At 64.1% G+C, this 22,172-nt stretch carries 23 protein-coding genes; 6 read left to right on the forward strand and 17 right to left on the reverse strand.

The window, feature by feature from the left end; genetic code table 11:
• Nucleotides 1-69 precede the first annotated feature (69 nt).
• On the forward strand, nucleotides 70-1,257 hold the full coding sequence (argE, locus tag HYH08_RS16250) for an acetylornithine deacetylase (RefSeq protein WP_220010811.1): 1,188 nt from the start codon (nucleotides 70-72) through the stop codon (nucleotides 1,255-1,257).
• 138 nt (nucleotides 1,258-1,395) lie between these two features.
• On the opposite strand, the gene HYH08_RS16255 is transcribed toward argE, so the two are convergent.
• The 4 genes from HYH08_RS16255 to HYH08_RS16270 all read right to left on the reverse strand — a co-directional run bounded on the left by HYH08_RS16255 (nucleotide 1,396) and on the right by HYH08_RS16270 (nucleotide 5,215).
• Nucleotides 1,396-1,752, reverse strand: a complete 357-nt coding sequence (locus HYH08_RS16255) for an NIPSNAP family protein (protein WP_220010812.1) — start codon at nucleotides 1,750-1,752, stop codon at nucleotides 1,396-1,398.
• A gap of 202 nt (nucleotides 1,753-1,954) precedes the next feature.
• A complete protein-coding gene (locus HYH08_RS16260) occupies nucleotides 1,955-2,581 on the reverse strand; it encodes a LysE family translocator (protein WP_220010813.1) in 627 nt (208 codons plus the stop codon).
• A gap of 209 nt (nucleotides 2,582-2,790) precedes the next feature.
• Nucleotides 2,791-3,849 carry a phosphotransferase family protein gene (locus HYH08_RS16265; protein ID WP_220010814.1) on the reverse strand — a complete coding sequence of 353 codons (1,059 nt, stop codon included), beginning with the start codon at nucleotides 3,847-3,849 and terminating at the stop codon, nucleotides 2,791-2,793.
• 130 nt (nucleotides 3,850-3,979) lie between these two features.
• Nucleotides 3,980-5,215, reverse strand: a complete 1,236-nt coding sequence (locus HYH08_RS16270) for an acyl-CoA dehydrogenase family protein (protein ID WP_220010815.1) — start codon at nucleotides 5,213-5,215, stop codon at nucleotides 3,980-3,982.
• Between the two features lie 208 nt (nucleotides 5,216-5,423).
• On the opposite strand from HYH08_RS16270, the gene HYH08_RS16275 reads away from it, so the two are divergent.
• Nucleotides 5,424-6,086 (forward strand): TetR/AcrR family transcriptional regulator, encoded by a 663-nt coding sequence (locus HYH08_RS16275; RefSeq protein WP_220010816.1) that lies wholly within the window; start codon nucleotides 5,424-5,426, stop codon nucleotides 6,084-6,086.
• Between the two features lie 184 nt (nucleotides 6,087-6,270).
• Here the strand turns inward: HYH08_RS16275 and HYH08_RS16280 are convergent, their stop codons facing one another.
• From HYH08_RS16280 to HYH08_RS16315, 8 genes are all read right to left on the reverse strand, one after another.
• Nucleotides 6,271-6,663 carry a RidA family protein gene (locus HYH08_RS16280; RefSeq protein WP_220010817.1) on the reverse strand — a complete coding sequence of 131 codons (393 nt, stop codon included), beginning with the start codon at nucleotides 6,661-6,663 and terminating at the stop codon, nucleotides 6,271-6,273.
• Between the two features lie 92 nt (nucleotides 6,664-6,755).
• Nucleotides 6,756-6,971 (reverse strand): hypothetical protein, encoded by a 216-nt coding sequence (locus tag HYH08_RS16285; RefSeq protein ID WP_036010888.1) that lies wholly within the window; start codon nucleotides 6,969-6,971, stop codon nucleotides 6,756-6,758.
• Between the two features lie 142 nt (nucleotides 6,972-7,113).
• The gene (locus HYH08_RS16290) at nucleotides 7,114-7,995 is read right to left on the reverse strand and encodes a beta-keto acid cleavage family enzyme (protein WP_220010818.1); all 882 of its coding nucleotides are present in this window, start codon (nucleotides 7,993-7,995) and stop codon (nucleotides 7,114-7,116) included.
• A 4-nt stretch (nucleotides 7,996-7,999) separates the two neighbouring features.
• A complete protein-coding gene (locus HYH08_RS16295; RefSeq protein ID WP_220010819.1) occupies nucleotides 8,000-9,229 on the reverse strand; it encodes a CaiB/BaiF CoA transferase family protein in 1,230 nt (409 codons plus the stop codon).
• A 156-nt stretch (nucleotides 9,230-9,385) separates the two neighbouring features.
• Nucleotides 9,386-10,588: an MFS transporter gene (locus HYH08_RS16300; RefSeq protein WP_220010820.1), complete on the reverse strand. Its 1,203-nt coding sequence runs from the start codon at nucleotides 10,586-10,588 to the stop codon at nucleotides 9,386-9,388.
• A 181-nt stretch (nucleotides 10,589-10,769) separates the two neighbouring features.
• The gene (locus tag HYH08_RS16305; RefSeq protein WP_220010821.1) at nucleotides 10,770-10,973 is read right to left on the reverse strand and encodes a hypothetical protein; all 204 of its coding nucleotides are present in this window, start codon (nucleotides 10,971-10,973) and stop codon (nucleotides 10,770-10,772) included.
• A gap of 10 nt (nucleotides 10,974-10,983) precedes the next feature.
• A complete protein-coding gene (locus HYH08_RS16310; RefSeq protein ID WP_220010822.1) occupies nucleotides 10,984-12,330 on the reverse strand; it encodes a PQQ-dependent sugar dehydrogenase in 1,347 nt (448 codons plus the stop codon).
• Nucleotides 12,327-12,779: a DUF2231 domain-containing protein gene (locus tag HYH08_RS16315; RefSeq protein ID WP_220010823.1), complete on the reverse strand. Its 453-nt coding sequence runs from the start codon at nucleotides 12,777-12,779 to the stop codon at nucleotides 12,327-12,329. The genes HYH08_RS16310 and HYH08_RS16315 overlap by 4 nt, the downstream gene beginning before the upstream one ends.
• A 166-nt stretch (nucleotides 12,780-12,945) precedes the next feature.
• On the opposite strand from HYH08_RS16315, the gene HYH08_RS16320 reads away from it, so the two are divergent.
• Nucleotides 12,946-13,809, forward strand: a complete 864-nt coding sequence (locus HYH08_RS16320; protein ID WP_220010824.1) for a formate/nitrite transporter family protein — start codon at nucleotides 12,946-12,948, stop codon at nucleotides 13,807-13,809.
• A 186-nt stretch (nucleotides 13,810-13,995) separates the two neighbouring features.
• Entirely contained in the window at nucleotides 13,996-14,790 is a 795-nt protein-coding gene (gene allE, locus HYH08_RS16325) for a (S)-ureidoglycine aminohydrolase (protein ID WP_220010825.1), read from the forward strand.
• Nucleotides 14,791-14,845: 55 nt separating this feature from the next.
• On the opposite strand, the gene HYH08_RS16330 is transcribed toward allE, so the two are convergent.
• From HYH08_RS16330 to HYH08_RS16345, 4 genes are all read right to left on the reverse strand, one after another.
• The gene (locus HYH08_RS16330) at nucleotides 14,846-16,798 is read right to left on the reverse strand and encodes a YfbK domain-containing protein (RefSeq protein WP_228747860.1); all 1,953 of its coding nucleotides are present in this window, start codon (nucleotides 16,796-16,798) and stop codon (nucleotides 14,846-14,848) included.
• 184 nt (nucleotides 16,799-16,982) lie between these two features.
• Nucleotides 16,983-17,573, reverse strand: a complete 591-nt coding sequence (locus HYH08_RS16335; protein WP_220010827.1) for an RNA polymerase sigma factor — start codon at nucleotides 17,571-17,573, stop codon at nucleotides 16,983-16,985.
• An 874-nt stretch (nucleotides 17,574-18,447) separates the two neighbouring features.
• Nucleotides 18,448-18,675 (reverse strand): hypothetical protein, encoded by a 228-nt coding sequence (locus HYH08_RS16340; protein ID WP_220010937.1) that lies wholly within the window; start codon nucleotides 18,673-18,675, stop codon nucleotides 18,448-18,450.
• A gap of 145 nt (nucleotides 18,676-18,820) precedes the next feature.
• Complete coding sequence (locus HYH08_RS16345; RefSeq protein WP_220010828.1) at nucleotides 18,821-19,759, reverse strand: LysR family transcriptional regulator; 939 nt, start codon at nucleotides 19,757-19,759, stop codon at nucleotides 18,821-18,823.
• A gap of 91 nt (nucleotides 19,760-19,850) precedes the next feature.
• Between HYH08_RS16345 and HYH08_RS16350 the strand changes: the two genes are divergently transcribed.
• Together HYH08_RS16350 and rpoH are read left to right on the forward strand one after the other, a co-directional pair.
• Nucleotides 19,851-20,723, forward strand: a complete 873-nt coding sequence (locus HYH08_RS16350) for an NAD(P)H-dependent oxidoreductase (protein ID WP_220010930.1) — start codon at nucleotides 19,851-19,853, stop codon at nucleotides 20,721-20,723.
• 253 nt (nucleotides 20,724-20,976) lie between these two features.
• Nucleotides 20,977-21,870, forward strand: a complete 894-nt coding sequence (rpoH, locus tag HYH08_RS16355) for an RNA polymerase sigma factor RpoH (protein WP_220010931.1) — start codon at nucleotides 20,977-20,979, stop codon at nucleotides 21,868-21,870.
• A 42-nt stretch (nucleotides 21,871-21,912) separates the two neighbouring features.
• Here the strand turns inward: rpoH and HYH08_RS16360 are convergent, their stop codons facing one another.
• Nucleotides 21,913-22,143, reverse strand: a complete 231-nt coding sequence (locus HYH08_RS16360) for a hypothetical protein (RefSeq protein ID WP_220010829.1) — start codon at nucleotides 22,141-22,143, stop codon at nucleotides 21,913-21,915.
• Nucleotides 22,144-22,172 lie beyond the last annotated feature (29 nt).

Consider the following 22,172-nt stretch of genomic DNA (forward strand, 5'->3'; position numbering starts at 1 on the left):
ACGGAGCCGCACATTGGTATGGTTCGTGCAGGCAACTTCAGCCTCTGTAATCTCCGACAAGAAAAGACAATGCCGAACCCGATCTTCCCCAGTTCCCGACCCGACCGCATCCGCCAAATTCTCGCCGACCTCATCGGCTTCGACACCATCAGCGATCGCACCAACCTGCCGCTGATTGCCCATATCGAAAGCTATCTCGCCTTCCTCGGCATCAAGGGCGAGCGCATCGTCGACGAGACAGGGGAGAAAGCTTCGCTCTGGGTGACGATCGGGCCGGAGGACCGCCCCGGCTTCGTGCTGTCGGGCCACACCGACGTGGTGCCTGTTATGGGCCAGGACTGGAGCCACGATCCGTTCAAGCTGATCGAGCGCGACGGCAAGCTCTATGGCCGCGGCACCACCGACATGAAGGGGTTTGTCGCGGTCTGCCTTGCGATGGTCCCGGAGATGCTGGAGGCGAAGCTCGCGACGCCGATTCATCTCGCCATCTCCTATGACGAGGAGATCGGCTGCGTCGGCGTCCGCCCGATGCTGCACGAGGTCGCCAAGAAGAAGGTCAAGCCGCTCGGCGCCTTCATCGGCGAGCCGACCGAGATGAAGGTCATCATCGGCCACAAAGGCAAGCACGGCGTGCGCGCGACCTTCCGCGGCCTTGCGCGCCACTCCTCGATCGCACCCGAGGGTGTCAACGCCATCGAATATGCCGCCGAGCTGATCGTCGAGATCCGCCGCCGCGCCGTGAAGCTGGCAGCCGAGGCCGAGCGCAACAGCCTCTACGACGTGCCGCACTCGACCCTGCTGACCAGCATCGTCCATGGCGGCGCGGCGCTGAACATCGTGCCCGACACCTGCACGGTCGATTTCGAATGCCGCGGCATCGGTATCACCGAGTCCAAGGAGGTGACGGATGCGATCGTCGCCTGGGCCAAGGCCGAGTTGGAGCCCGCGATGAAGGCACGGCATCCGGACTGCGGCATCGATTTCGAGGAGATTTTGGACTACCCCGCTCTCGACACGAAAGCCGATGCGGCGATCGTCACGCTGGCCAAGAGCCTCGCCGGCCGCAACGACCACGCCAAGGTCGCCTTCGGCACCGAGGCGAGCCTGTTTGCCAGCATCGCCGATATTCCGTCGGTGGTCATCGGACCGGGCTCCATCGCGCAGGCGCATACGCCGGATGAGTTCGTGGCGATGGCGGAGCTGGAGAAGTGCGCGGGGTTTGTGGAGAAGCTGATCGCGCATTGCGCGAAGGGATAGTCACAGGCACCGGTGCCGTAGGGTGGGCAAAGCGGAGCGTGCCCACCACTGCTGCTATAACCACGAAGAGATCGTGGGCAAAGCGCTACGCGCCTTTTGCCCACCTACGGGGAGCTGCTCCGTGGCGCGAAGGGCGGATTACGCTTCGCTAATCCGCCCTTCGAAACTGCGCGACGGCGAATAGTCGACCGGCACCAGCAGGCGGTCCTGGATCTGGCCGACCATCAGGCCGTGCTCCGCGTGGGTCACGCGCTTGATCTCGGTCCACTCGGCGTCGGCCATGAAGGCCGTCCAGGCGGACGTTTTCGCCGCCTCGTCCGGCCACTCCAAGAGGTAGGCGAATTCGGTGCGATCATTGAATTTCGTCTCCCACATCGCCACGATCCGAAAGCCATATTTGGTGCGCATGATGCGCGCAGCGTGGTCGCGAAACCGGGCGTGGAATGCGGCCTTGTTCTTCTCGAAGATTTCGTAGATGCGCAGTTGCTGGACCATGACTATCTCCCTGAGCAGGGAGATATGGTCACGCCTGGTGGGGGAACAAGCTACGGGCGCCTCCTCGTCATTGCGAGGAGCGCAGCGACGAAGCAATCCGGACTATCAGGGATTCTGGATTGCTTTCGCCTTCGCGAGAGGCTTGCCGGACAAGTCGCTTCGCACACGATGACGGGTGTACGCGGGCATAGAACGCTACACCTCAGCGCTCCTGCAAGGCCAGCCGCACGCCGACGGCGCAGTAGATGGTCCCAACCACCTTGCCCTGCCACTTCACGACAGCCGGATGGCGGCGCAGCAGATTGCCGAGGCGGCCGGCGCCGACGGCGAATATGATCGTGCTGAGCAGGCCGAGCAGGACGAAGACTACACCGAGAGTAGCAAGCTGAAGGGCCGTCGAGCCGTGCTCCGGCCGGACGAACTGCGGCAGGAACGCGAGGAAGAACAGCGCGGTTTTGGGATTGAGCACTTCGGTCAGCACAGCCTGCCGAAAGGCTTGGCCGGCGCTGATGGCGGGCGCACCGCCGTTCAGCTCGATCGGCGTCTTGTCGAGCATCGCGCGAATGCCGAGATAGATCAGGAACGCGGCCCCCGCATATTTGACGATGCTGAACAGCAGCGCCGACGTCGCGATGATCGCCGACAAGCCGACGATCGCCATGCTGGTGTGGATCATGTCGCCCAGGGCGATTCCTGCACCCGTGGCGATACCGACCCTTGTACCCGAGCTTGCCGCGCGCGCCATGGTGAGCAGCGTGGCGGGGCCGGGAATGAAGACGAAGCCGAGGACGATGATGATGTAGCTGACGAGAGTCGCGTGATCGATCATATGCGCGGTTCCAGGCGAAACTATAACCTATCAACGGTGTCATGCCCCGGCTTGACCGGGGCATCCAGTACGCCGCGGCTTCTCGGTTTCAAGCGCTGACGTCTCTGGAATACTGGATTGCCCGCCTTCGCGGGCAATGACGCGGAGTGTGTGGAAGTAACTTCACCCAAAACAAACAGACGCGGCCATCAGCCGCGCCTTTGTCGTCCCTACACTGCCCCCGCCTTCTGCGCATACTCCCACGACGCTTTCGACAGCGGCACGGTGCGCTTGGCGGATTCCAGGGCCTTGGCGTTTGCGGCGGTGCCATCGCGGACGCGGCCGGCGATGCCTTGGGTGATGCCGGCGAGGCGGAACAGATTGTAGGCGAAGTACCAGTTGAGATCGGGCACCGTCATGTTGGTGACGTTGCAATAGATTTGCGCGGCTTCCTCCACGGTCGGGATGTTGAGCGCCTTGAGGTCCGCGCCCTCGAGGCCGGGCATGACCCATTGCATCAAGAGATAGGTGAAGTCGGCCATGGGATCGCCGAGCGTCGACAGCTCCCAATCCAGCACAGCCAGCACACGTGGTTCCGTCGGGTGGAAAATCATGTTGTCGAGGCGGTAGTCGCCGTGGACGATCGAGACGCGTGCCTGCTCCGGCACGGTTTTCGGCAGCCATTCGGCAACCTTCTCGAACTCCGGAATGTGCTGGGTTTCCGAGGCGCGATATTGCTTGGTCCAGCGGTCGATCTGCCGTGCGAAATAGTTTCCGGGCTTGCCGAAATCTCCGAGGCCGATCGCCTCAGGATCGAACATGTGGAGCTTCGCCAGCGTCTCGATCTTGCTGGTGAAGATCTTTCGCCGCGCATCATTGTCCTGGCTCGGCAGCGTCGGATCCCAGAACACGCGGCCCTCCTCCATCGACATGATGTAGAAGGCGGCGCCGATGACGCTGTCGTCCTGGCATAGCGCATAGGCGTGCGCGACCGGAAAGCCCTGCTTTCCAAGGGCGGCGATGACGCGGTATTCGCGATCGACCGCGTGGGCCGAGGGCAGCAATTTGCCGAACGGCTTTCTGCGCATCACGTAGGAGCGCTTCGGCGTGTTGAGCCGGTAGGTCGGATTGGACTGGCCGCCCTTGAACTGGAGCACGACCAGCGGGCCCTCATAGCCCTCGACGTTCTCGCGCATCCAGGCCTCGAGCCGCATCTCGTCGAAGCGATGACGCTCCTCGACCGGCTTGGTGCCCGAGAACTCTTCGTCTTTCCTGACGCCGTCAGCCACGGTGACGCTCCCTCTTCAGTCCGGCATGATCCTAATCGGTAACCGCTCGTGCACTTGCGTCAAGCGGTCATCCGAAATCGGATCATGCCCCGTCGTTTCTTAGGTCGGGAGCGCGCTTCCGCCCTCCCTCTTAATGTGCGGGAGAATTGGCATACTTCCGAACCTCGAGCCTTGCAATGGCGCGATTGTGCACCTCGTCCGGGCCGTCTGCGAGACGCAGCGTGCGGATGTGGGCGTAGTCCTTGGCAAGGCCGGCATCGTCGGAGACGCCCGCGCCGCCGAACGCCTGGATCGCCTCGTCGATGATCTTCAGCGCCATGTTGGGGGCAGCGACCTTGATCATGGCGATCTCGGCCTGCGCGGTCTTGTTGCCGACCTTGTCCATCATGTCGGCGGCCTTGAGGCACAAGAGACGCGTCATCTCGATGTTGGTGCGGGCCTCGCCGATGCGCTGCTCCCACACCGAGTGCTCGACGATCTTCTTGCCGAAGGCGGTGCGCGAGGACAGACGCTTCACCATCTTCTCCAGGGCCTCCTCGGCCTTGCCGATGGTGCGCATGCAGTGATGGATGCGGCCCGGACCGAGGCGGCCCTGCGCGATCTCGAAGCCGCGGCCCTCCCCTAACAGGATGTTCTCCTTCGGCACACGGACGTTCTCGAGCAGCACCTGGGCGTGGCCGTGCGGCGCATCGTCGAAGCCGAACACAGGCAGCATCTTCTCGACCTTGATGCCGGGTGTGTCGAGCGGAACCAGGATCTGCGACTGCTGCTGATGCTTGGCCGCCTTGAAATCGGTCTTGCCCATCAGGATCGCGATCTTGCAGCGGGGATCGCCGACGCCTGACGACCACCATTTGCGGCCGTTGATGACGTAGTGATCGCCGTCCTTCTCGATGCGGGTCTCGATGTTGGTGGCGTCGGACGACGCGACCGCCGGTTCGGTCATCAGGAAGGCGGAGCGGATTTCGCCGTCCATCAGCGGACGCAGCCATTTGCGCTTCTGCTCCTTGGAGCCGTAGCGGATGAAGACTTCCATGTTGCCGGTGTCGGGCGCGGAGCAGTTGAACACCTCCGAAGCCCAGGTGATGCGGCCCATCTCTTCCGACAGCAGCGCGTATTCGAGATTGCTCAATCCCGCGCCGCGGAATTCGTCGTCCTCATGCTCGCTCGGCGGCATGAACATGTTCCAGAGGCCTTCGGCCTTCGCCTTCTTCTTGAGATCCTCAAGCACAGGGATGACCTTCCAGCGCTCGCCACTGCGATCCTGCTCGTCATAGATCGGCACCGCCGGGCGCACGTGCTTGGCCATGAAGGACCGCACGCGGTCGAGCCATTCCTTTTGCTTGGGGGACATGTCGAAGTCCATGGGACGCTCCTCGCTTTGCTCTCGCTGATCGTTTTGCGCCGGACTGTCCTCCCGCCGCGCGCAGCTCGCAAGCGCGATCGCGGGGCGCGGAACCGGCGCCGCTTCAAGATGCGGCGCAATTCCATCATGCGGATTGACTTTTCCCGGCCTTCAAACGATAGTTTCATACAATTGTTTGAAATGCAACTCCCCTCCCCGAAGGCAATCCATGGCCAGCGATCACACCAGGTCCGCCATTCTCGCCGCCGCCGAACGGCTCTATGCCGATCGCGGTTTCGGCGACGTCACGCTGCGCGACATCGTGGCGGAGGCGGGCGTCAACCTCGCCGCGGTGAACTATCATTTCGGCTCGAAGGACGAGCTGATCGCGGAATTATTTGTCACCCGCTCGATCGCCACCAACCGCGAGCGCCTGCGCGAATTGAAGGCGGCGGAAGAACAAGGCGGCGGCCGCGCGCCGATCGAGGTGATCCTGCGCGCGCTGGTCGGGCCGACGCTGCGCGGCTGCCTTGGACCTGAGAACCAGCGCTCGACCGCGGCGCGCTTCATGATCCGCGCCTCGATCGAATCCGTGCCGCCGATCCGCCGCATCAAGAACCGCGAGATCGATCATTTGCGGAAATTCGCCGGCGCGATGCGGCGCGCCCTGCCAGAGCGCAGCGAGGTCGATGTCTACTGGGGCCTGAACTTCGCGCTCGCGATGGCGCACCACACCATCCGCGAGAGCGAGCGGCTGACGAAACTGTCGGAAGGCAAATGCGATCTCGACGACGTCGAGGACGTGGTGGAGCGCGTCGTCAGCGTCGCGACGATGGCGCTGACGGCGGGACGGACGGAGGTGAAAGCGCCGGCGAAGGTCGCGGCGCGGTAGCGATACCCTCGCCACGCTGATGCTGCGCTCCCTCGCCCCGCTTGCGGGGAGAGGGTTGGGGTGAGGGGGAGTCTCCTCGGGGACGGTGACAGTTGGACTCGCGGAGAGTCCCCCTCACCCGGAATCCGCGCTGCGCGCGCATTCCGGCCTCTCCCCGCAAGCGGGGAGAGGCGAAGACCTCGCCTCACATCATCGCGATACAGTCGATCTCGACGTCGAAGGGGCCGAACCATTCCGGCGTCACGACGAAGATGCGCGCCGGCGGATCGACCGGGAAATAGCGGGCATAGATCGCGTTGAATGCGGCGAAATGCTTCGTCGAGGTTCCGTAGACATTGCACTTCATGACGTTGTCGAGCGAGGCGCCGGCCGTCTGAAGGCACAGCTTCATCTGCTCCATGACGATCTCGCTCTGCCGCTCGATCGGCATCTCCTTGAGCTCGCCCGTCTCCGGGTCGAAGGGCGGCAGCCCTGCGACGAAGATCATGTTGCCGGCGCGCGTGACCGGCGAGGCCGGCGCCTTCCAGCGGTCGAGATAAGACGAGATCGGTTCGACGCGGAGCGCTTCGCGTTTCACGGGATCCACCTTCGGTTCAAGCGAGACTGATGCCGGACTACATTATCTGGCAGCCGGCATGTTTCGCTTCCGGTCGAAGTGTGGACGCGGGATCAGGCCCGCTGCGGCATCTCCTCGGCCTCTTCCTTGGCGAGCAGAAGGAGCATCTCGATGCCCATCTCGCCTTCCTGCGGCGAGCGGATGAACTTGATTTCGTCGGCGCTTTGCCGCAGCGCGGCAATGATGGCCACCGCTTGGTTGGCCGTCGCCGCCTCGGTCGCCAGAATTGCCTTCTGGTCTTTCGCCTGGAACCCGATCGTGTAGGACATTCGCTCTCTCCCGACCCAATGGAGCGATCGAATCTGAGTCGCGCGGGAAGCGGAAGCCTGTGTCGTTACGGACCGGGTTTATCTGGGGATTGCGCGCAAGCCTCACACAAGGCCACGTCGGCGTCACACTCCTGCCACCAAGCTATTGTGCCAGCCCAAGCATCGCCCGCGCATCCTCCGCGGTCGCAATGCTCGCGCCGAGATTCTTCAAAATGTCCGCAGCATGCGCGACCAGCTCGGCGTTGGTCTTCGCCAGCACGCCCTTAGACATATAGAGATTGTCCTCCATGCCGACGCGGACATGGCCGCCGAGCAGATACGCCTGCGCCACCATCGGGAATTCGGCGCGGCCGATGCCGAAGCCGGACCAGATCGCGCCCGGCGGCAGCAGGCCGCGGGCATAGAACATCGTCTCAGGCGTTGCCGAGAAACCGTACTTCACCCCGAGCACGAGCGAGAACAGGCCCGGGCCGTTCAGCGAGCCGTCGGCCAACATGTCGCGCGCAAGATGGCAATCGCCGGAATCGAACAGCTCGATCTCCGGCAGCACGCCGGCCGCCTTCATGCGCTCGGCCATGATGCGGACATTGCGCGGCGTGTTGATCACGACCTCCCCGCCGGAATTCATGGTGTTGAGATCGAGCGTGCAGATGTCGGGCTTGAGCAGCTCGATATGCTCGACGCGCTTTTCCGGCTGAAGCAGCGTGGTGCCGGGGCCGGCAATACGGGGATCGTCGATCGAGGGCACGAAGCGCCCGCCGGGCCCGGTGGTGAGATTGATGACCAGCGATGTGTTGCGGGCGCGGATGCGATCCACGACATCGCGATAGAGATCTATCTCCATCGAGGGCCGGCCGGTCGCGGGATCGCGCACATGGATGTGGGCGATCGCGGCGCCGGCTTCGGCGGCCTCCAGCGCGGAGGTCGCGATCTGCTCGGGCGTGATGGGCAGATACGGCGACTGCTCGGGCTTGGTGAGGTTGCCGGTGATGGCGCAGGTGATGATGGTTTTGCCTGAGGTCATGAAATCAGATGATCCCCTGCTGCTTCAGCTCGTCGATCTTCCCGGCATCATAGCCGAGCTTGGCACTCAGCACCTCACTCGTGTGCTCACCGAGCAGCGGCGGGGCGCGGTAGGTCTCGATCGGGGTGCCCGAGAGGGTCAGCGCATTGCGGATCAGCGACAGGTTCGGCTCGAAGGGATGCTCGACCTTCACCCGCATGCCGCGCGACTGCACGTGCGGATCGGCGAACACCTGCTCGAAATTGTTGATCGGGCCGGAGGGCACGCCGGCCTCCTCCAGCTTGTCCAGCCAATAGGCAACCGGCTTTTTCAGGAACAGGCCGGCGAAGATCGCCATGATCTCCTTGCCATGCACGACGCGGTCGTTGTTCTTGACGAAGCGCGGGTCGTTCGCGAGCTCGGGCTCGCCGAGCACGGCGCAGGTCTTGCGGAACTGGCCGTCATTGCCGACCACCAGCATCAATTCGCCGTCGGTGCAGCGGAACACGCCGGCCGGCATGCCGCCATTGCCCCAGGTGCCGCGGCGCGGCGGCGTCTTGCCGTTGACGAGGAAGATCTGGAGCCAGTGCGACAGCGAGGCGATGACGGTGTCGAACAGGCAGACGTCGATGTGCTGGCCCTGCCCGTCATTGGCGTCGCGATGATAGAGCGCCGAGAGAATCCCGATCGAGGTGTTCATGCCGGTCATGTAGTCGACGATCGACGGGCCGACCTTCATCGGACCCTCGCCCGGCTCGCCGTCCATGTGGCCGGTGACGCTCATCAGGCCGCCCATCGCCTGCAGGATGGCATCATAGCCCGCGCGCGGCGCGTATGGGCCGGTCTGGCCGAATCCGGTCACCGAGCAATAGATGATGCCGGGGTTGATCGCCTTGATGGTGTCGTAGTCGAGGCCGTAGCGCTTGAGGTCGCCGACCTTGTAATTCTCCATGAAGACGTCGGCGTCCTTGGCGAGTTCGCGGATGATCGCCTGCCCCTCGGGCTTGGCGATGTTGACGGTGACCGACTTCTTGTTGCGGTTGGCGCAGAGGTAGAAGGAATTGTTGTTGTTCGCCTTGCCCTCCGGATCGGTCAGGTAAGGCGGGCCGAAGGCACGCGCGTCGTCGCCGGTGCCCGGCCGCTCGATCTTAATCACCTCCGCGCCGAGATCGCCCAGCATCTGGGCCGACAAGGGCCCGGCAAGCACGCGGGTGAGGTCAAGGATCTTGATGCCTGAGAGCGGCAAGGCCGACATGTCGATTTCCTCCGGGGAACTGAATCTTGGCGCGGCGACGAGATCGCGGCCGCGCTCCCCGCGGATACACTATTTTCCGGCGTTGAGCACTGCGCTCCGGGCATATGGCCATCCGCCCCGGCGGCGGCACCGAATTTCCGTGAAGCGAATATTGCCTCAGGCGGCTGCCGCCGCCACCTGCGGCCGCCGCCGCCCCAGCAGGACCAGGATCAGCACCGCCGCGCAGGAGAAGACGAAGGTGAGACCGAGCGCACCGCGGCCGCCGAACTGGGTGAGCAGAGCGGCCAGCAGAGGTGGAGAGAGCGCGGAGGCCAGATTGAGCGGCAGCGCGATCATCGACGATGCCTTGGCGAATTCGGCCTGGTCGTAGAACACCAGCGGAATGGTCGCCCGCGCCACCGCCATGGCGCCGCTGCCGGCACCGTAGAGCAGGATGAACACGGCGACCGCCCAGGTCGCGCCCTCGCTCAGCATCAGCAGCAGCATGGCGACGGGGAGCGCCGTGCCGGCGACCAGCCCGGTCGTGATGCCGTCCCACCGACCTCCACCGAGGAAGTCGAGCCCGCGCGCGCTGACCTGGATCACGCCGAGCATCGAGCCGAAGGCGATCGCCTGCGCCGGCGCCAGCCCCTCGACCCGCAGCAATTCGACGAAGACGGCGCTCATGCCGAACGTGACGAAGGCATTGAGGGTGATCGCGGCGACGACGAGACCGAAGGTGCTCCGCGGGATCGACGGCGCAGTGGTTGGCCTCGCGGGCGCGGTGCCGCCCTCCGTCGCGACGGCCCGGCGCGGCGTTGCGAAGGCATAGAGCGGAAGTGAAACCAGAAGCAGCAGCGCGGCGTAGACCAGACACGTTCCGCGCCAGCCGAACTGTCCGCTGAGAAACGACGTGGTCGGCCAGAAGATGCTGCCGGACAGTCCGGTCACCAGCATGAGCGCGCCGATGGCGCTCTTGGCCTTCGGGCCGGCGACTTCATTGAGCATGATATAGGCACCGGTCGACAGCGTCGCGCTGCCGCCCATGCCGAGGATGACCCAGGCCACGAAATAGAGCATCGGCTCGTGGGCAACGGCGAGGACGAGATAACCCGGAACGGACACCAGGGTGCCGACCATCATCACCTTGCGCGCACCATGCCGCGCAAAGGCACGGGCGAGCCAGGGGGCACAAAGGCCCATCGTGACATAAAGCGTCGAGGTACCGGCAAACACGACCGGCAGGTTCATGCCGAGATCGGCGGCGAGATCGCGGCCGACGATGGGCGGAAGCCCGATCGTGCCCCATCCGATCAGTTGGGTGAAGGCAAGCACGACCAGGACTCCGACGAGCCTTCCGTCATATTTCAAGAATCGCATTCCAACCCGCCGCCTGCCCGGCACCTACCCGTAACCGGGATGTCTTACCGGGAGAGTCGGCCGGGCGGAACACCTGGCCGCCGAATGGCGGCTGGCGCGGCAAGCATGTCAGCAGCTGTCGGTGGCCGCCGATACCTCGTCAGGCCCGGGCGAAGAGCGAAGGCACGTCAGGGGTGAGAGGCTAGATCCCCAGCGCATTGCCGCCGGCCTCGGTCCCGGGCACACTGACGTGGATTTCGTGGCCCTCACGCAAAGCCAGGGATGCTGCAGCGACGGCTGACTCGAACGCAGCCTCCTTGGTGGCATACCGGTTCTTGACGTCGCCGTCATGCAGCACGCCCCATTCGTCCTCGACCGGCACGATCGCGTATTGAGCAAGGCCCATCGTCCAACTCCTATCGTTGCGTCACCTGCGGATGCGCGGCGCTCACGCGCCACACGGTGTTGCCACTGTCGTCGGCCACCAGCAGCGCGCCCGATTTGTCGATGGCGACGCCGACGGGACGGCCGCGCGCCTGGTTGTCACCGTTGAGGAAGCCCGTAACGACGTCCTGCGCCGGGCCGCTGGGCTTGCCGTCGGCGAACGGCACGAATACGACCTTGTAGCCGTTGAGCACCTGCCTGTTCCAGCTGCCATGCTCGCCGACGAAGGCACCGCTGCGATAGGCGGCCGGCAGGCTCGTGCCGGTGGAGAAAGCCATGCCGAGCGGCGCGACATGCGAGCTCAGCGCGTAATCCGGCACGAGCGCCTTGGCGACGAGGTCCGGCCGTTCCGGCTTGACGCGGGGATCGACGTGCTGGCCGTAATAGCTGTAAGGCCAGCCGTAGAAGCCGCCGTCCTTCACCGACGTCATGTAGTCCGGCACGAGATCCGGACCGAGCTCGTCGCGCTCGTTCACCACCGTCCACAATGCGCCGGTCTGCGGCTCGAAGCTCAGTCCGTTGGGATTGCGTAGGCCACTCGCAAAGATGCGCCAGCGCCCGCTGGCGCGATCGACCTCGAGGATGGCGGCGCGATTGTGCTCCGCTTCCATGCCGTTCTCGGTGATGTTGCTGTTGGAGCCGACGCCGGCATACAGCTTCGAACCGTCCGGACTGGCGACGAGGCTCTTGGTCCAGTGATGATCGATCGGTCCGCCCGGCAGCGGTGTCAGCACCGTGCCCGGGGCGGTGATCTTCGTATCGCCTTCCGTGTATGGATATTTCACGATCGCATCGGTGTTGGCGACATAGAGATCGTTGCCGACCAGGGCGACGCCGAACGGCGAATTGAGATGGTCGAGGAAAACGCTCTGCACATCCGGCACGCCGTCGCCGTTGGTGTCGCGCAGCAGCGTGATGCGATTGCTCGGGCCGGTATCGCCGCCGGAGGTGGCCCAGGACTCGATATAGCCCATCACGATTTCCTTGGGCCGCTTGATCGGGGCGCCCTTCGGCGCCTTGGATTCCACCACCAGCACGTCGCCATTGGGAAGCACATAGAGGAAGCGCGGATGCTGCAAGCCGGTCGCGAAGGCCTTGGCCTGCAGACCGTCCGCGACCGACGGCGTCTCGTCCTTCTTCCAGCCGACAATGCGCGCGATATGCATCGGCGGCAGCCAATATTGCTGGATGTCAGGCAGCTTCGGATTGGCACCGATCTGTGCCCTGGGATCGCCGCTGCCGTCATCGCAACTGGCCAAGAGCAGCGAAGAGCAGAGCAGCGAAGAGCCCAGCAATGCGCGGGCAAGAAATGACGTCATCGTGCAACTCCGACACCGTGGCGATACACCATGGCCCAGCCGAGCCAGCCGGTGACGGGCAGGATCAGCACGGTGATCGCGGAAAGAATGAGCCCGGTCGGCCAAACCGAGGTCCAGGCGTCACGCGTGTGGATCAGAACATTGAGGACGGCGAGGATCAGCGCCACGAAATTGCCGAGCAGATGCGGCCAGGCCGGTGGCTGCGCCCGCACCAGGCGGTTGCCGAGGAAATCGGTCAGGCCGGCGATCCCCGCCGCCACGCCGAAGATGACGCCGGCCAGAAGGAGCCAGGCGGAAAAATTCGCCCACATGATCTCGGCGCTGACGACATAGGCTATGTCGGTCAGCAGTGCTCCGATGAAGCACGCGATCGGGATCGGCACCAGCATCGGATGAATCGGATGGCCCGCGATTTCCGCGGTCGAGCGCACGCGCACGTCGTCCTGCACGATTGGCCTCGTGTGGCTTGTTCGCCCTGCCCGACCGGCCAACTCGTTGCTTGGGATAAAGGTTCCTAGCTCCCGTTCCCCTCGCAGACCGCGCGCGACGACTCACGAGGAACTGATCGAGAGTGGTTTCCTTGAACTCGACCAGCCAACTTACGGAGACGGACGCGTGGATCAGACCGGGGACGGCGCCTCCTTCAATCCAGCCTCGAAGCTCGACGGTGTCTCGCGGCGCCAGACCGAGCAGATCGAATCCCAGAGCCGGCCGAACGCAGCACTCATCCACGAGACGATCCGTGCCGAGGGCGAGCAGGAGCTGGAGCGGCGATGGTGGGCCATCCTGGTGTCCGGACTCGCCGCCGGCCTTTCGATGGGATTGTCGCTGATCGTCCAGGGTGAGTTTCATGCCTCGATCTCCGACGAGGCCATGCGCCGTCTGGTTGCTCCGCTGGGCTATACGGTCGGCTTCCTTGTCGTCGTGCTGGGTCGGCAGCAGCTCTTCACCGAAAACACGCTGACACCGATCCTGCCTCTGTTGCACAACAGGGATCTCGGCACCCTCGGGAACGTGCTCAAGCTGTGGGCCTTGGTGCTCGTCTCCAACATCGCAGGAACCTGGGCGGTCGGGTCCGTGCTCGCGCACACCAGCATCTTTGAACCGCGCATCGTCGACGCTTTCGTCGATCTCAGCAGCCACACCATCCAGGGCACGTTCGGGACGACCGTGGTCCGGGCGATCTTTGCCGGCTGGCTGATCGCCCTGATGGCCTGGCTGCTACCTGCCACCAAGGGATCGCGCGCCCAGATCGTCGTCGTGATGACCTATGTGGTCGCACTCGGCGAGTTTGCGCACATCGTCGCTGGCTCGGTCGAATGCGCCTTTCTGGTGCAGAGCGGCCGCGCCTCGCTTGCGCAATACGCATCGGACTTCTTCGCACCGACGCTGCTCGGCAACATCCTGGGCGGAACGACCCTGGTCGCCCTGTTGAACTACGGACAGGTCGCTGCCGAAATCGACGACCACAGGGAATAGAGCTCGTGCAGTGTAGGCGACGGGGATTCTCGCACGCGAGCGGTCACCGTTGCGATACGCCACGCTCTCATTTATCAATTTCACTGGCCGTATAGACAGAGCCGCATTTCCCTGCGTCACGATGTTCGGTCCTTCGCCGTCGTTTCGCGGCGACCGACGCAGTGATGCAACTCACCAGGAATTCAGATGCACCCCACCGATCTGCCCGTCCAACCCGGAATCGTTCGTCCCGGCGCGATCGGACACAGCCGCGCCGTCGTCGGTCGCAATTTCGCGTTCATCCCGCCGGAAGGCGTCTTGAAGAGCCGGCTGCCGGCGTGGTCGTCGACGACCGTGCGCTTTCTGGCCGCGCCGACGCTCGGTGCCCAGTTTGCCCAGTTCATGCTGGAGATCGAACCCTCGGGCGGTACCGCCGAGCCGATCTGCGTCGATCTTCAGCATTTCTTCTACGTCGTGACGGGCGCCGTCGACATCCGCGTCGCCACCGAAACGACCTCGCTGACGGAAGGTGGCTTTGCCTATGTTCCGCCAGGCACCTCGTTCACGATGCACTGTCATCCCGGCGCGCCCGCCCGCGTCCTCGCGCTCAAGAAGCGTTATGAAGCGGTCGCGGGCATCGCGACACCGCCGCCGATCATCGCCCAACAGCAATCGATGCCGGTGACGAACCATACCGGCCTCCAGGGGCGCGGCTTCAAGCACCTGCTGCCCATGGGCGATCTGCGCTTCGATTTCGAGATGAACCTGATGTTCTTCCAGCCCGGCGTCTGCTTTCCTGCCGTCGAGACCCACATCATGGAGCACGGGCTGCTGATGCTGGAGGGCCAAGACCTGTATTATCTCGGCGACAGCTGGCACGAAATCTGGGTCGACGACTTCATCTGGATGGGATCGTTCTGCCCGCAGCAGTTCTATCCCACGGGGGCGAGTCAGTCGGTCTATCTGTTGTACAAGAACGTGAACCGGGACGTTGTGCTGTGATGGGGGAGCGAGTGACCAGGCTCCCCCACGGACAGTCGACAGAACCGGACATCGATCAAGGGCGCAGCGGCTGCATTGCGCTCGCGGTTTTTGCCGCGCGCACCAACTGAAGGAACTCGGAGCGATAGCCGTAAGGGTCGTCGCCGCGTGCTGCCGAGGCGATACGCAACACGTCGTCATAGCCGAACTTGCCGGTGTGCTTTCCGCCACGTAGAATCTCGCCGAACGCGGCCACAGCGGTTGCAAAGCGGGCATCGAGCGGCGCGTCCTCGAACCGGGCGTGTTCGGACCCGCGATCGACGGGGGTGCTGATCAGCACGCTTCGATCCGACTTGGGCAGCTTGTACCGGATCTTGACGAAGGCATATTCGGCCGGCGCCGGCGAGCCGCTCGCCGGCGCTTGCGCACCGTATCTGAGATCGTCGACCGTTCGAGGCCCGCCGACAGGCACGATGTCGTAGAGCGCCGTCACGGTTTGACCCGAACCGACGTCGCCGGCATCGACCTTGTCATTTGTGAAGTCGTCGCGATTGAGGAGCCGCGTCTCGTAGCCGATCAGCCGGTATTCGGCGACGGTCGCGGGGTTGAACTCGATCTGAATCTTCACATCCTTGCCTATCGGAAACAGCGTCGAACTCGCCTCTTCGACCAGCACCTTGCGCGCCTCGTTGATCGTATCGATGTAGGCGGCGACGCCGTTGCCGTTCTGCGCCAGCGTCTGCGCCAACGCGTCGTTGTAATTGCCGGCACCAACGCCGAGCACGGACAGGAAAATGCCCTTCTCGCGCTGACGCTCGACGAAACCTTTCAATTCATCCTTGTTCGTGATCCCGACATTGAAGTCGCCGTCGGTCGCGAGGATGACGCGGTTGACGCCGCTCGAGTCAAAGTTCTGCTCGGCAAGCGCATAGGCTTGCCTGATGCCTTCGGCGCCCGCCGTGCTGCCGCCCGCCTCGAGGTGGTCGAGCGTCGCCAGGATCTTCGCTTTCTCGGACACGGACGTGGGCTCGAGCGCCGTGCCGGCATTCCCTGCATAGGTCACGATCGCGACGCGGTCCTCGGGTTGCAGCTGGGTCAGGAGCATGGCAAGCGACTGCTTCACGAGTGGCAACCGGTTTTGCGGCTGCATCGAGCCCGACGTATCGATCAGGAATACGAGATTGGCGCGCGGCCGGTTTGTCTGTTGCAGCGCATACCCCTTGATACCGATGCGAATGAGCTTGCGGCCTTCCGCCCAGGGGTTCGGAAACACGGCAACATTGGCCCGGAACGGTTCGCTCGCCGATGCCGGCACGTCATAGGCATAGGGAAAGTAGTTGATCAGCTCCTCGGTCCGGACCGACGCGGCCGGCGGCAGGACATTGCGGTTGAGCTGGGCGCGGACGAACGCGTACGATGCCGTGTCGACATCGATGGAGAACGTCGAGACCGGCGCATCGCGCGCGGCCTTGAAGGCGTTTTCGGGCGCATTCGCAAATTGGTCACGGCCGACAGGCTCGGGCGCACCAGTCGCATGCTCTCGCTGGCTCTGGTCGCGCCGGACATCGGCCGGCTCCATCAGCCGCGCCGATGCCGACGCCGGCGCGCGCGTGAGGCCGGGATCAGCCCTGTCCGCAACTCGGCTACCAGGGTCACGCGGCGTGATACCGAGCCGGCTGGGCGCCATCGGAGAAGGCGCCTGCGGAGCCAACCGTCCGATGATCTGGTTTTCCACATGCGGCTTGGCGGGAGGCGGCGCCGCGACAACCGCGGGCGCACTGGCTTGCTCGTTGGGCTTTGCCTCTTCCGGCGCGGCCTGGAGGTGACCCCGCATATTGGCCTCGCCGTCGCTCTCCTTCTTGGCCTGCACCGTGGATGGAGCTTGAGCGACGTCGTTGCTCGCCACCTTCTGCTCGACGGGCGCAGCGTCGTCGTGTGACTGCGTCGCCCGCATGAGATGGAGATAGGCGCCCGATCCCGCAACAACACAGGCCAGGCTGGCAGCCAGGAGATATCGCTTACGATTCATGACAGTCCTCTCGCGCGACGGCCGCAGGGGTGCGGCGGTTCGCTCGATGAGACGGATGTCGGTCGGAATTCCTTGGCCCTTCTCGGCGCTTTTTTGATCGAAGCGCAGCAAGGCCTGCTGCACAGCCGCGTCACGCGAGTCCGGCGCCGGCGGCGGAGGATCCGGCAAACGCTTGATGTCGTGATCAGTCCTCATCGCCAATGTCCTTCGCGAGACCAGCCTGTCGCCTCACCTCGTGCATGCGGCCGGAAATGGTCGACTCGGAGACGCCGAGCGCCGTGGCCGCCTCCGCATGCGTCATGCCTTCGCCGACGACGAGCACGACCGTCTCCCGCAGCAGCGGCGTAAGCCGCGCCAGCTCGCTCGCGATCCAGCTGCGACGAAAAAGATCCCTGCCATCCGGCGGCGCCGCCATTCCCGCAAGCACGGCGAGGTGGCCTTTCAGGCGCGCCAAAGTCGACTGCCGCCGATGGTGATCATGGCAGGCGTTGCGCACGATCCCGATCAGCCAGGTCGTGAACTTCGCCTCCCCCCTGAACGAAGCGATCCGTTCCACCAGCGCGCAGCAGACATCCTGGCAAATGTCCTGCGCATCGCTCTGGGAGCCGGTCATGCGCCAAGCCACGCGGTGCATGAGGTCGTAGTGACGTCGCAACAAGGCTTCGAATGCGGCACGGTTGCCCTGCGTGGCCAGACTGACGAGGTCGTCATCCGTGGCCTCGCCGCCCGGCGGCTCAGGCACCTCTGCGGTCATAAGCTGAATGACGCCCCCCATGCCCTATCCTCAAGGCCTGCAGGATTGAGCAAGACATTTGGGACCGTTGACCGGCCCCTCGGCCAGTCCCCTCCCGGACCACGATCGCATGCACCTCATCACTGCCATGGTAGTTCCACTCGTAGACCGGAGGCCGGGAAAGGAATTTTCCAGGCCTTCACCCACTGAGACGAACGAGACGGCGGAATCCTTGGGTCAGGTCAGGAAAAAATTCGGGCGGCGCGACCCGACATCAGCGCCTGTCGGCGCTCCGCGGCAACCCAAGCAGCGTGGCTTTGCGGCGTTTATGAGGGCAACGATCGGCTGCCGCATCGGGCCGTGCCGGGCGGCAAGCTCGCGCGCGGGCCCCTCGCCCCTCCCAAGATCGACAGCTCCTGCGACCAATCACTTGAAGTCGCCCCGGCCAATTCTAATTCAAAGTATAGCCGAACCGAGCTTCGGCTAAGTGGAGCAACGAACGGAGACAGGCGCATCGCGCGTGAAACTGAGTTGAGGAAATTGACATGAGAAAGCTTGCTCTTGCAGTCCTCGCGGCGGCAACGCTCCTCATTGGATCGGTTGCCCCGGCTTCGGCCCATTGGCGTCATCATGGCTGGGGCGGTCCGGGAATTGGTCCCGGGCTTGCTCTCGGATTATTCGCCGGGACATTGGCGGCCGCGACCGCACCTCCGGTCTATTATGGGCCGGTGTATGGCCCACCGCCCTACGGTTACGGCCCTCCCTATCGAGTGGTTCGCTACTACCGGCCGGTTTATCCCGTCTGGTACGGTTGGTGATGCGAAGAAGGCCCGGCCTCCGCCGGGCCTTCTATCAAAACCTCCAAGAATGCAATTGGCTCCCCGCGAGCAGGGCGGAGACGTCCGGAGCTCTATGGTCAGCCAGTGCGGTTCTTCTCGACGCGTCGGTGCGGATCAGCCGCGTTCTCCTGTGGCGCCGGCGCGTGCGAGATCAGGGCCGGCGAGGTCTGAGGCTGCTGCGGCGGCTCGACCGGACGGTTCAGCAGCCCAGGATGTTGCTCGATGTAGAGCTGTCCCGCGACCAGCATAATTCCGGCACACACAAGGGCCAGACTGGCAGTCACAAGATCTCGATAGTCGTCCATTCCGCGTAACCCCGATTGATCGGCGGAGAGAACGTCAGCATTCGCGCCCCGGTTCCAGAACAGGGAGTGCGTTTGCTCGTCCGCAATTGACGCTGCCGGCGACCGTCACAGCCGTGGCGTTCGAAAGCTGCAAGAGCTCGATCGGTCACGTCCGACCGCTGAGCCCCGGCTTTTCGAGGCCCGGAGTCCGCGCGATTTGTGCGGCGAGGTCGTCGATCAGCAGGCGCACCCGGGCGATGCCCGACCGCTCGGGAACGATCAGCATGTTGAGCGGAACGGGAGGCGGCGAGAACTCGGGCAGCACTACTTCGAGCTTGTTGGCGGCAAGCAGATCCTCTACCAGCCAGAGATGCGCCGGCGCGATCCCTCGGCCGGCCGCCAGCGCCTCGCGTGCGGCAAGTCCATGATCGACACGCAAGCGCCCCCGGAACGGCACCACGTGCCGGCCGCCACGCCGCCCGTGGAGCACGAGCAGATCGCTGCCGGCGATGTTGGACATTCTGACACCCTCATGACTTGCCAGATCTTGCGGCCGCGCCGGCCTGCCACGCGCAGCGAGATAATGTGGCGCGGCAACCAGCACCCGCCGGGATTGGCCGAGCGACTTCAACTTCATCGAGCTGTCACCGGGCGGGCCGAGCCGGATGGCAATGTCGACACCTTCCCGCACAAGGTCAATCCGCTCGTCGGTGAGGCTGAGATCAATCAGGATGTCGGGGTAGCGATCCTGGAAGGCGAACAGGAAACGGCTGACATGCAGCACACCGAAGGCCGCGGTGCAGGAGATGCGCACCGTCCCCTCCGGCGCGCCGCGTGCGCTGCGGGCCTCCTCGCTGGCCTGGTCAACCATGCGGAGAATCTGGATGCAGTCGCGGTAGTAGCGCGCTCCCTCTTCGGTCATTGTCACGCGGCGCGTGGTCCTGCTCAGCAAGGGCACGCCGATCGCTTGTTCCAGCTCGCGCAAATGGCGCGTGATGGTCGACTGACCGACCCCGAGCTCGCGTGCGACCGTGGACAGATTGCCCCGCTCGGCGACCCGGACGAAGCTGCGCATGCGCTCGAGCGTGACGTCGGATTTATCCATTTTGCGGCACAATCATATCCATTGTCGACATCTACTCGATCGCGGCCCCGCGCGCTACCTGATCAACGTCACTGTTGAAGGAGGTGCTGTCATGAAAGTCTTGATTGTCTTCGCCCATCCGGAGCCGCGCTCGCTGAACGGCGCGCTGCTGGACGTCGCGGTCAGCGAACTCAAGCGGCTCGGCCATGAGGTGCAGGTGTCGGATCTCTACGCCCAGAACTGGAAATCCGGCGTCGATCGAGGGGACTTTCCGTCGCTGGAGCAAGGTGAACGGCTGAAACCGGCCGCGGCCTCCAAGCAGGCTTTCGAGGCGGACACGCTGACCGGCGACGTGAAAGCCGAGATCGAAAAGCTGTTGTGGGCGGATGTGCTGATCCTGCAATTTCCGCTGTGGTGGTTCTCGATGCCGGCGATCCTCAAGGGCTGGGTCGACCGGGTGTTCGCCTACGGGTTCGCGTATGGCGTCGGCGAACACAGCGAGACGCGGTGGGGCGATCGCTATGGCGACGGAACCCTGAAGGGCAAGCGCGCCATGCTGGTCGTGACGGCCGGTGGCTGGGAGGAGCACTACTCGAGCCGCGGCGTCAACGGACCCATCGACGACCTGCTCTTCCCCATCAATCACGGTATTCTCTACTATCCGGGCTATGACGTCCTTCCGCCCTTCGTGGTCTATCGCGTCGATCGGCTCGACGATGCCGGTTTTGCGCCGATTGCCGAGGGATTGCGTGAAAGGATGCGCACGCTGGCGACAACCGCGCCCATTCCGTACCGGCGACAGAATGGCGGCGACTACCTGATCCCGAGCATGCAACTCCGCGCCGGGCTCGAGGCGCCCGGGACAAGCGGATTCGCGCTGCACGTCGATCGAGGAGCCGAGCAGGTCAGTCAGCACCACGCGTCGGGCTCCTCCCCTGCCTCATCGGGCAGCGGCAGCCTGACTTGCGACGAACTGGCCAACTGACATGCGGAACAACCCATTGGCCTGGCGGTTCTTTTGGCGCCGCCGGCCTGGTGTGGTCGGGCGCCCTCAGGGCCCGGCCACGCCGGGGCGACACGGCGGCTCGTACCATTTTGCTCGATGGAGGATTTGGATATGAATGCCACCTGTCCCTTCACCTTGCAGTCCACCGGTCTCACGCATCGCGGCGGGCTCTCGCGACTGCATATTCGCTTTGGCAGCCTGTTCGGACTCAGGAACTGAAGGAGGGCAAGTCATGTCGATCAAGTCGGCCCTCCCTGCCATCCATTCAGAAGCCGGGTTGTCCCGTTATCTGCAGGAGATCCGGAGCTTTCCACTGCTCGATGCATCCGAAGAAGTCATGTACGCGAGGCGTCTTCGCGAGTCCGGGGATCGCGAAGCTGCCTACCGTCTCGTGACCAGCCATTTGCGATTGGCTGCCAAGATCGCGCTGACATATCGGCGCTACGGGCTGCCGGTCGCCGACCTCATCTCGGAAGCCAATGTCGGGCTGATGTTGGCCGTCAAGCGCTTCGATCCTGAGAAAGGATTTCGCCTGGCGACCTATGCCGCGTGGTGGATCAAGGCGTCCGTGCAGGAGTTCGTGCTGAGATCGTGGTCCCTCGTCAAGCTCGGCACAACCGCGGCGCAAAAGAAGCTGTTCTTCAACCTTCGAAAGCTGAAGAAGCGCCTTGGTGCGCCTGACGATGGCGAGCTTTCGCCGGAGCAGGTGAAGCAGATCTCCGAGCACCTTCAGGTCAAGGACACCGACGTCGTCGAGATGAACGGGCGAATCCGTGGCGACATGTCGCTGCATGTTCAGTTCGGTGCCGACGAAGGCGAGCAATGGCAGGACAGGCTTTCCGATCCATCTCCTGATCCAGAGACCCTGCTCGTCGAGAGCGGACACCGCGAACGGCAGAAGGCCGCACTCGCGGAGGCCCTGAGTGCGCTGTCTGCGCGAGAACGCACCATCGTCGAAGCCCGTTACCTGGCAGAACGGCAAAGCACGCTCGACGATCTTGCTCATATGTTCGGGATTTCTCGCGAGCGTATCCGCCAGATCGAGCAGCGCGCATTGAAGCGCCTCAAGACCATGCTGTGCGCACGCTTTCCGGACCTCGAGGCTGCGTCCGCAAGCGCTTGCTAGAAGCGGAACACGGAACCCCCCGGCCGGCTGCTGACGGATCGATCAGCAGCCGGTGCAGATATCCGGCACAACGGCCTCCGCCGAAAAATCACGATCCTTGCGGCCATCCGACCTTGTTCTTGCGGGCTTGCCCGGCGGCTGACCGCTTTGATTGCTGACGATCTGCTTGACGGCGGCGTCGGGGCTTCGCACTGCCCGCGACGTATCCGCTTCTTTCGCCTGCAGCGAAACCACCATCCCGAGTAGAGCAGCAAGTCCCAATAACGTCTGCATCTCTGGTGACCCTCCTTTAGACGATGCTC

Origin of the sequence: Bradyrhizobium sp. BR 10289, from assembly GCF_019455385.1 — a bacterium.
Lineage (GTDB): Bacteria > Pseudomonadota > Alphaproteobacteria > Rhizobiales > Xanthobacteraceae > Bradyrhizobium.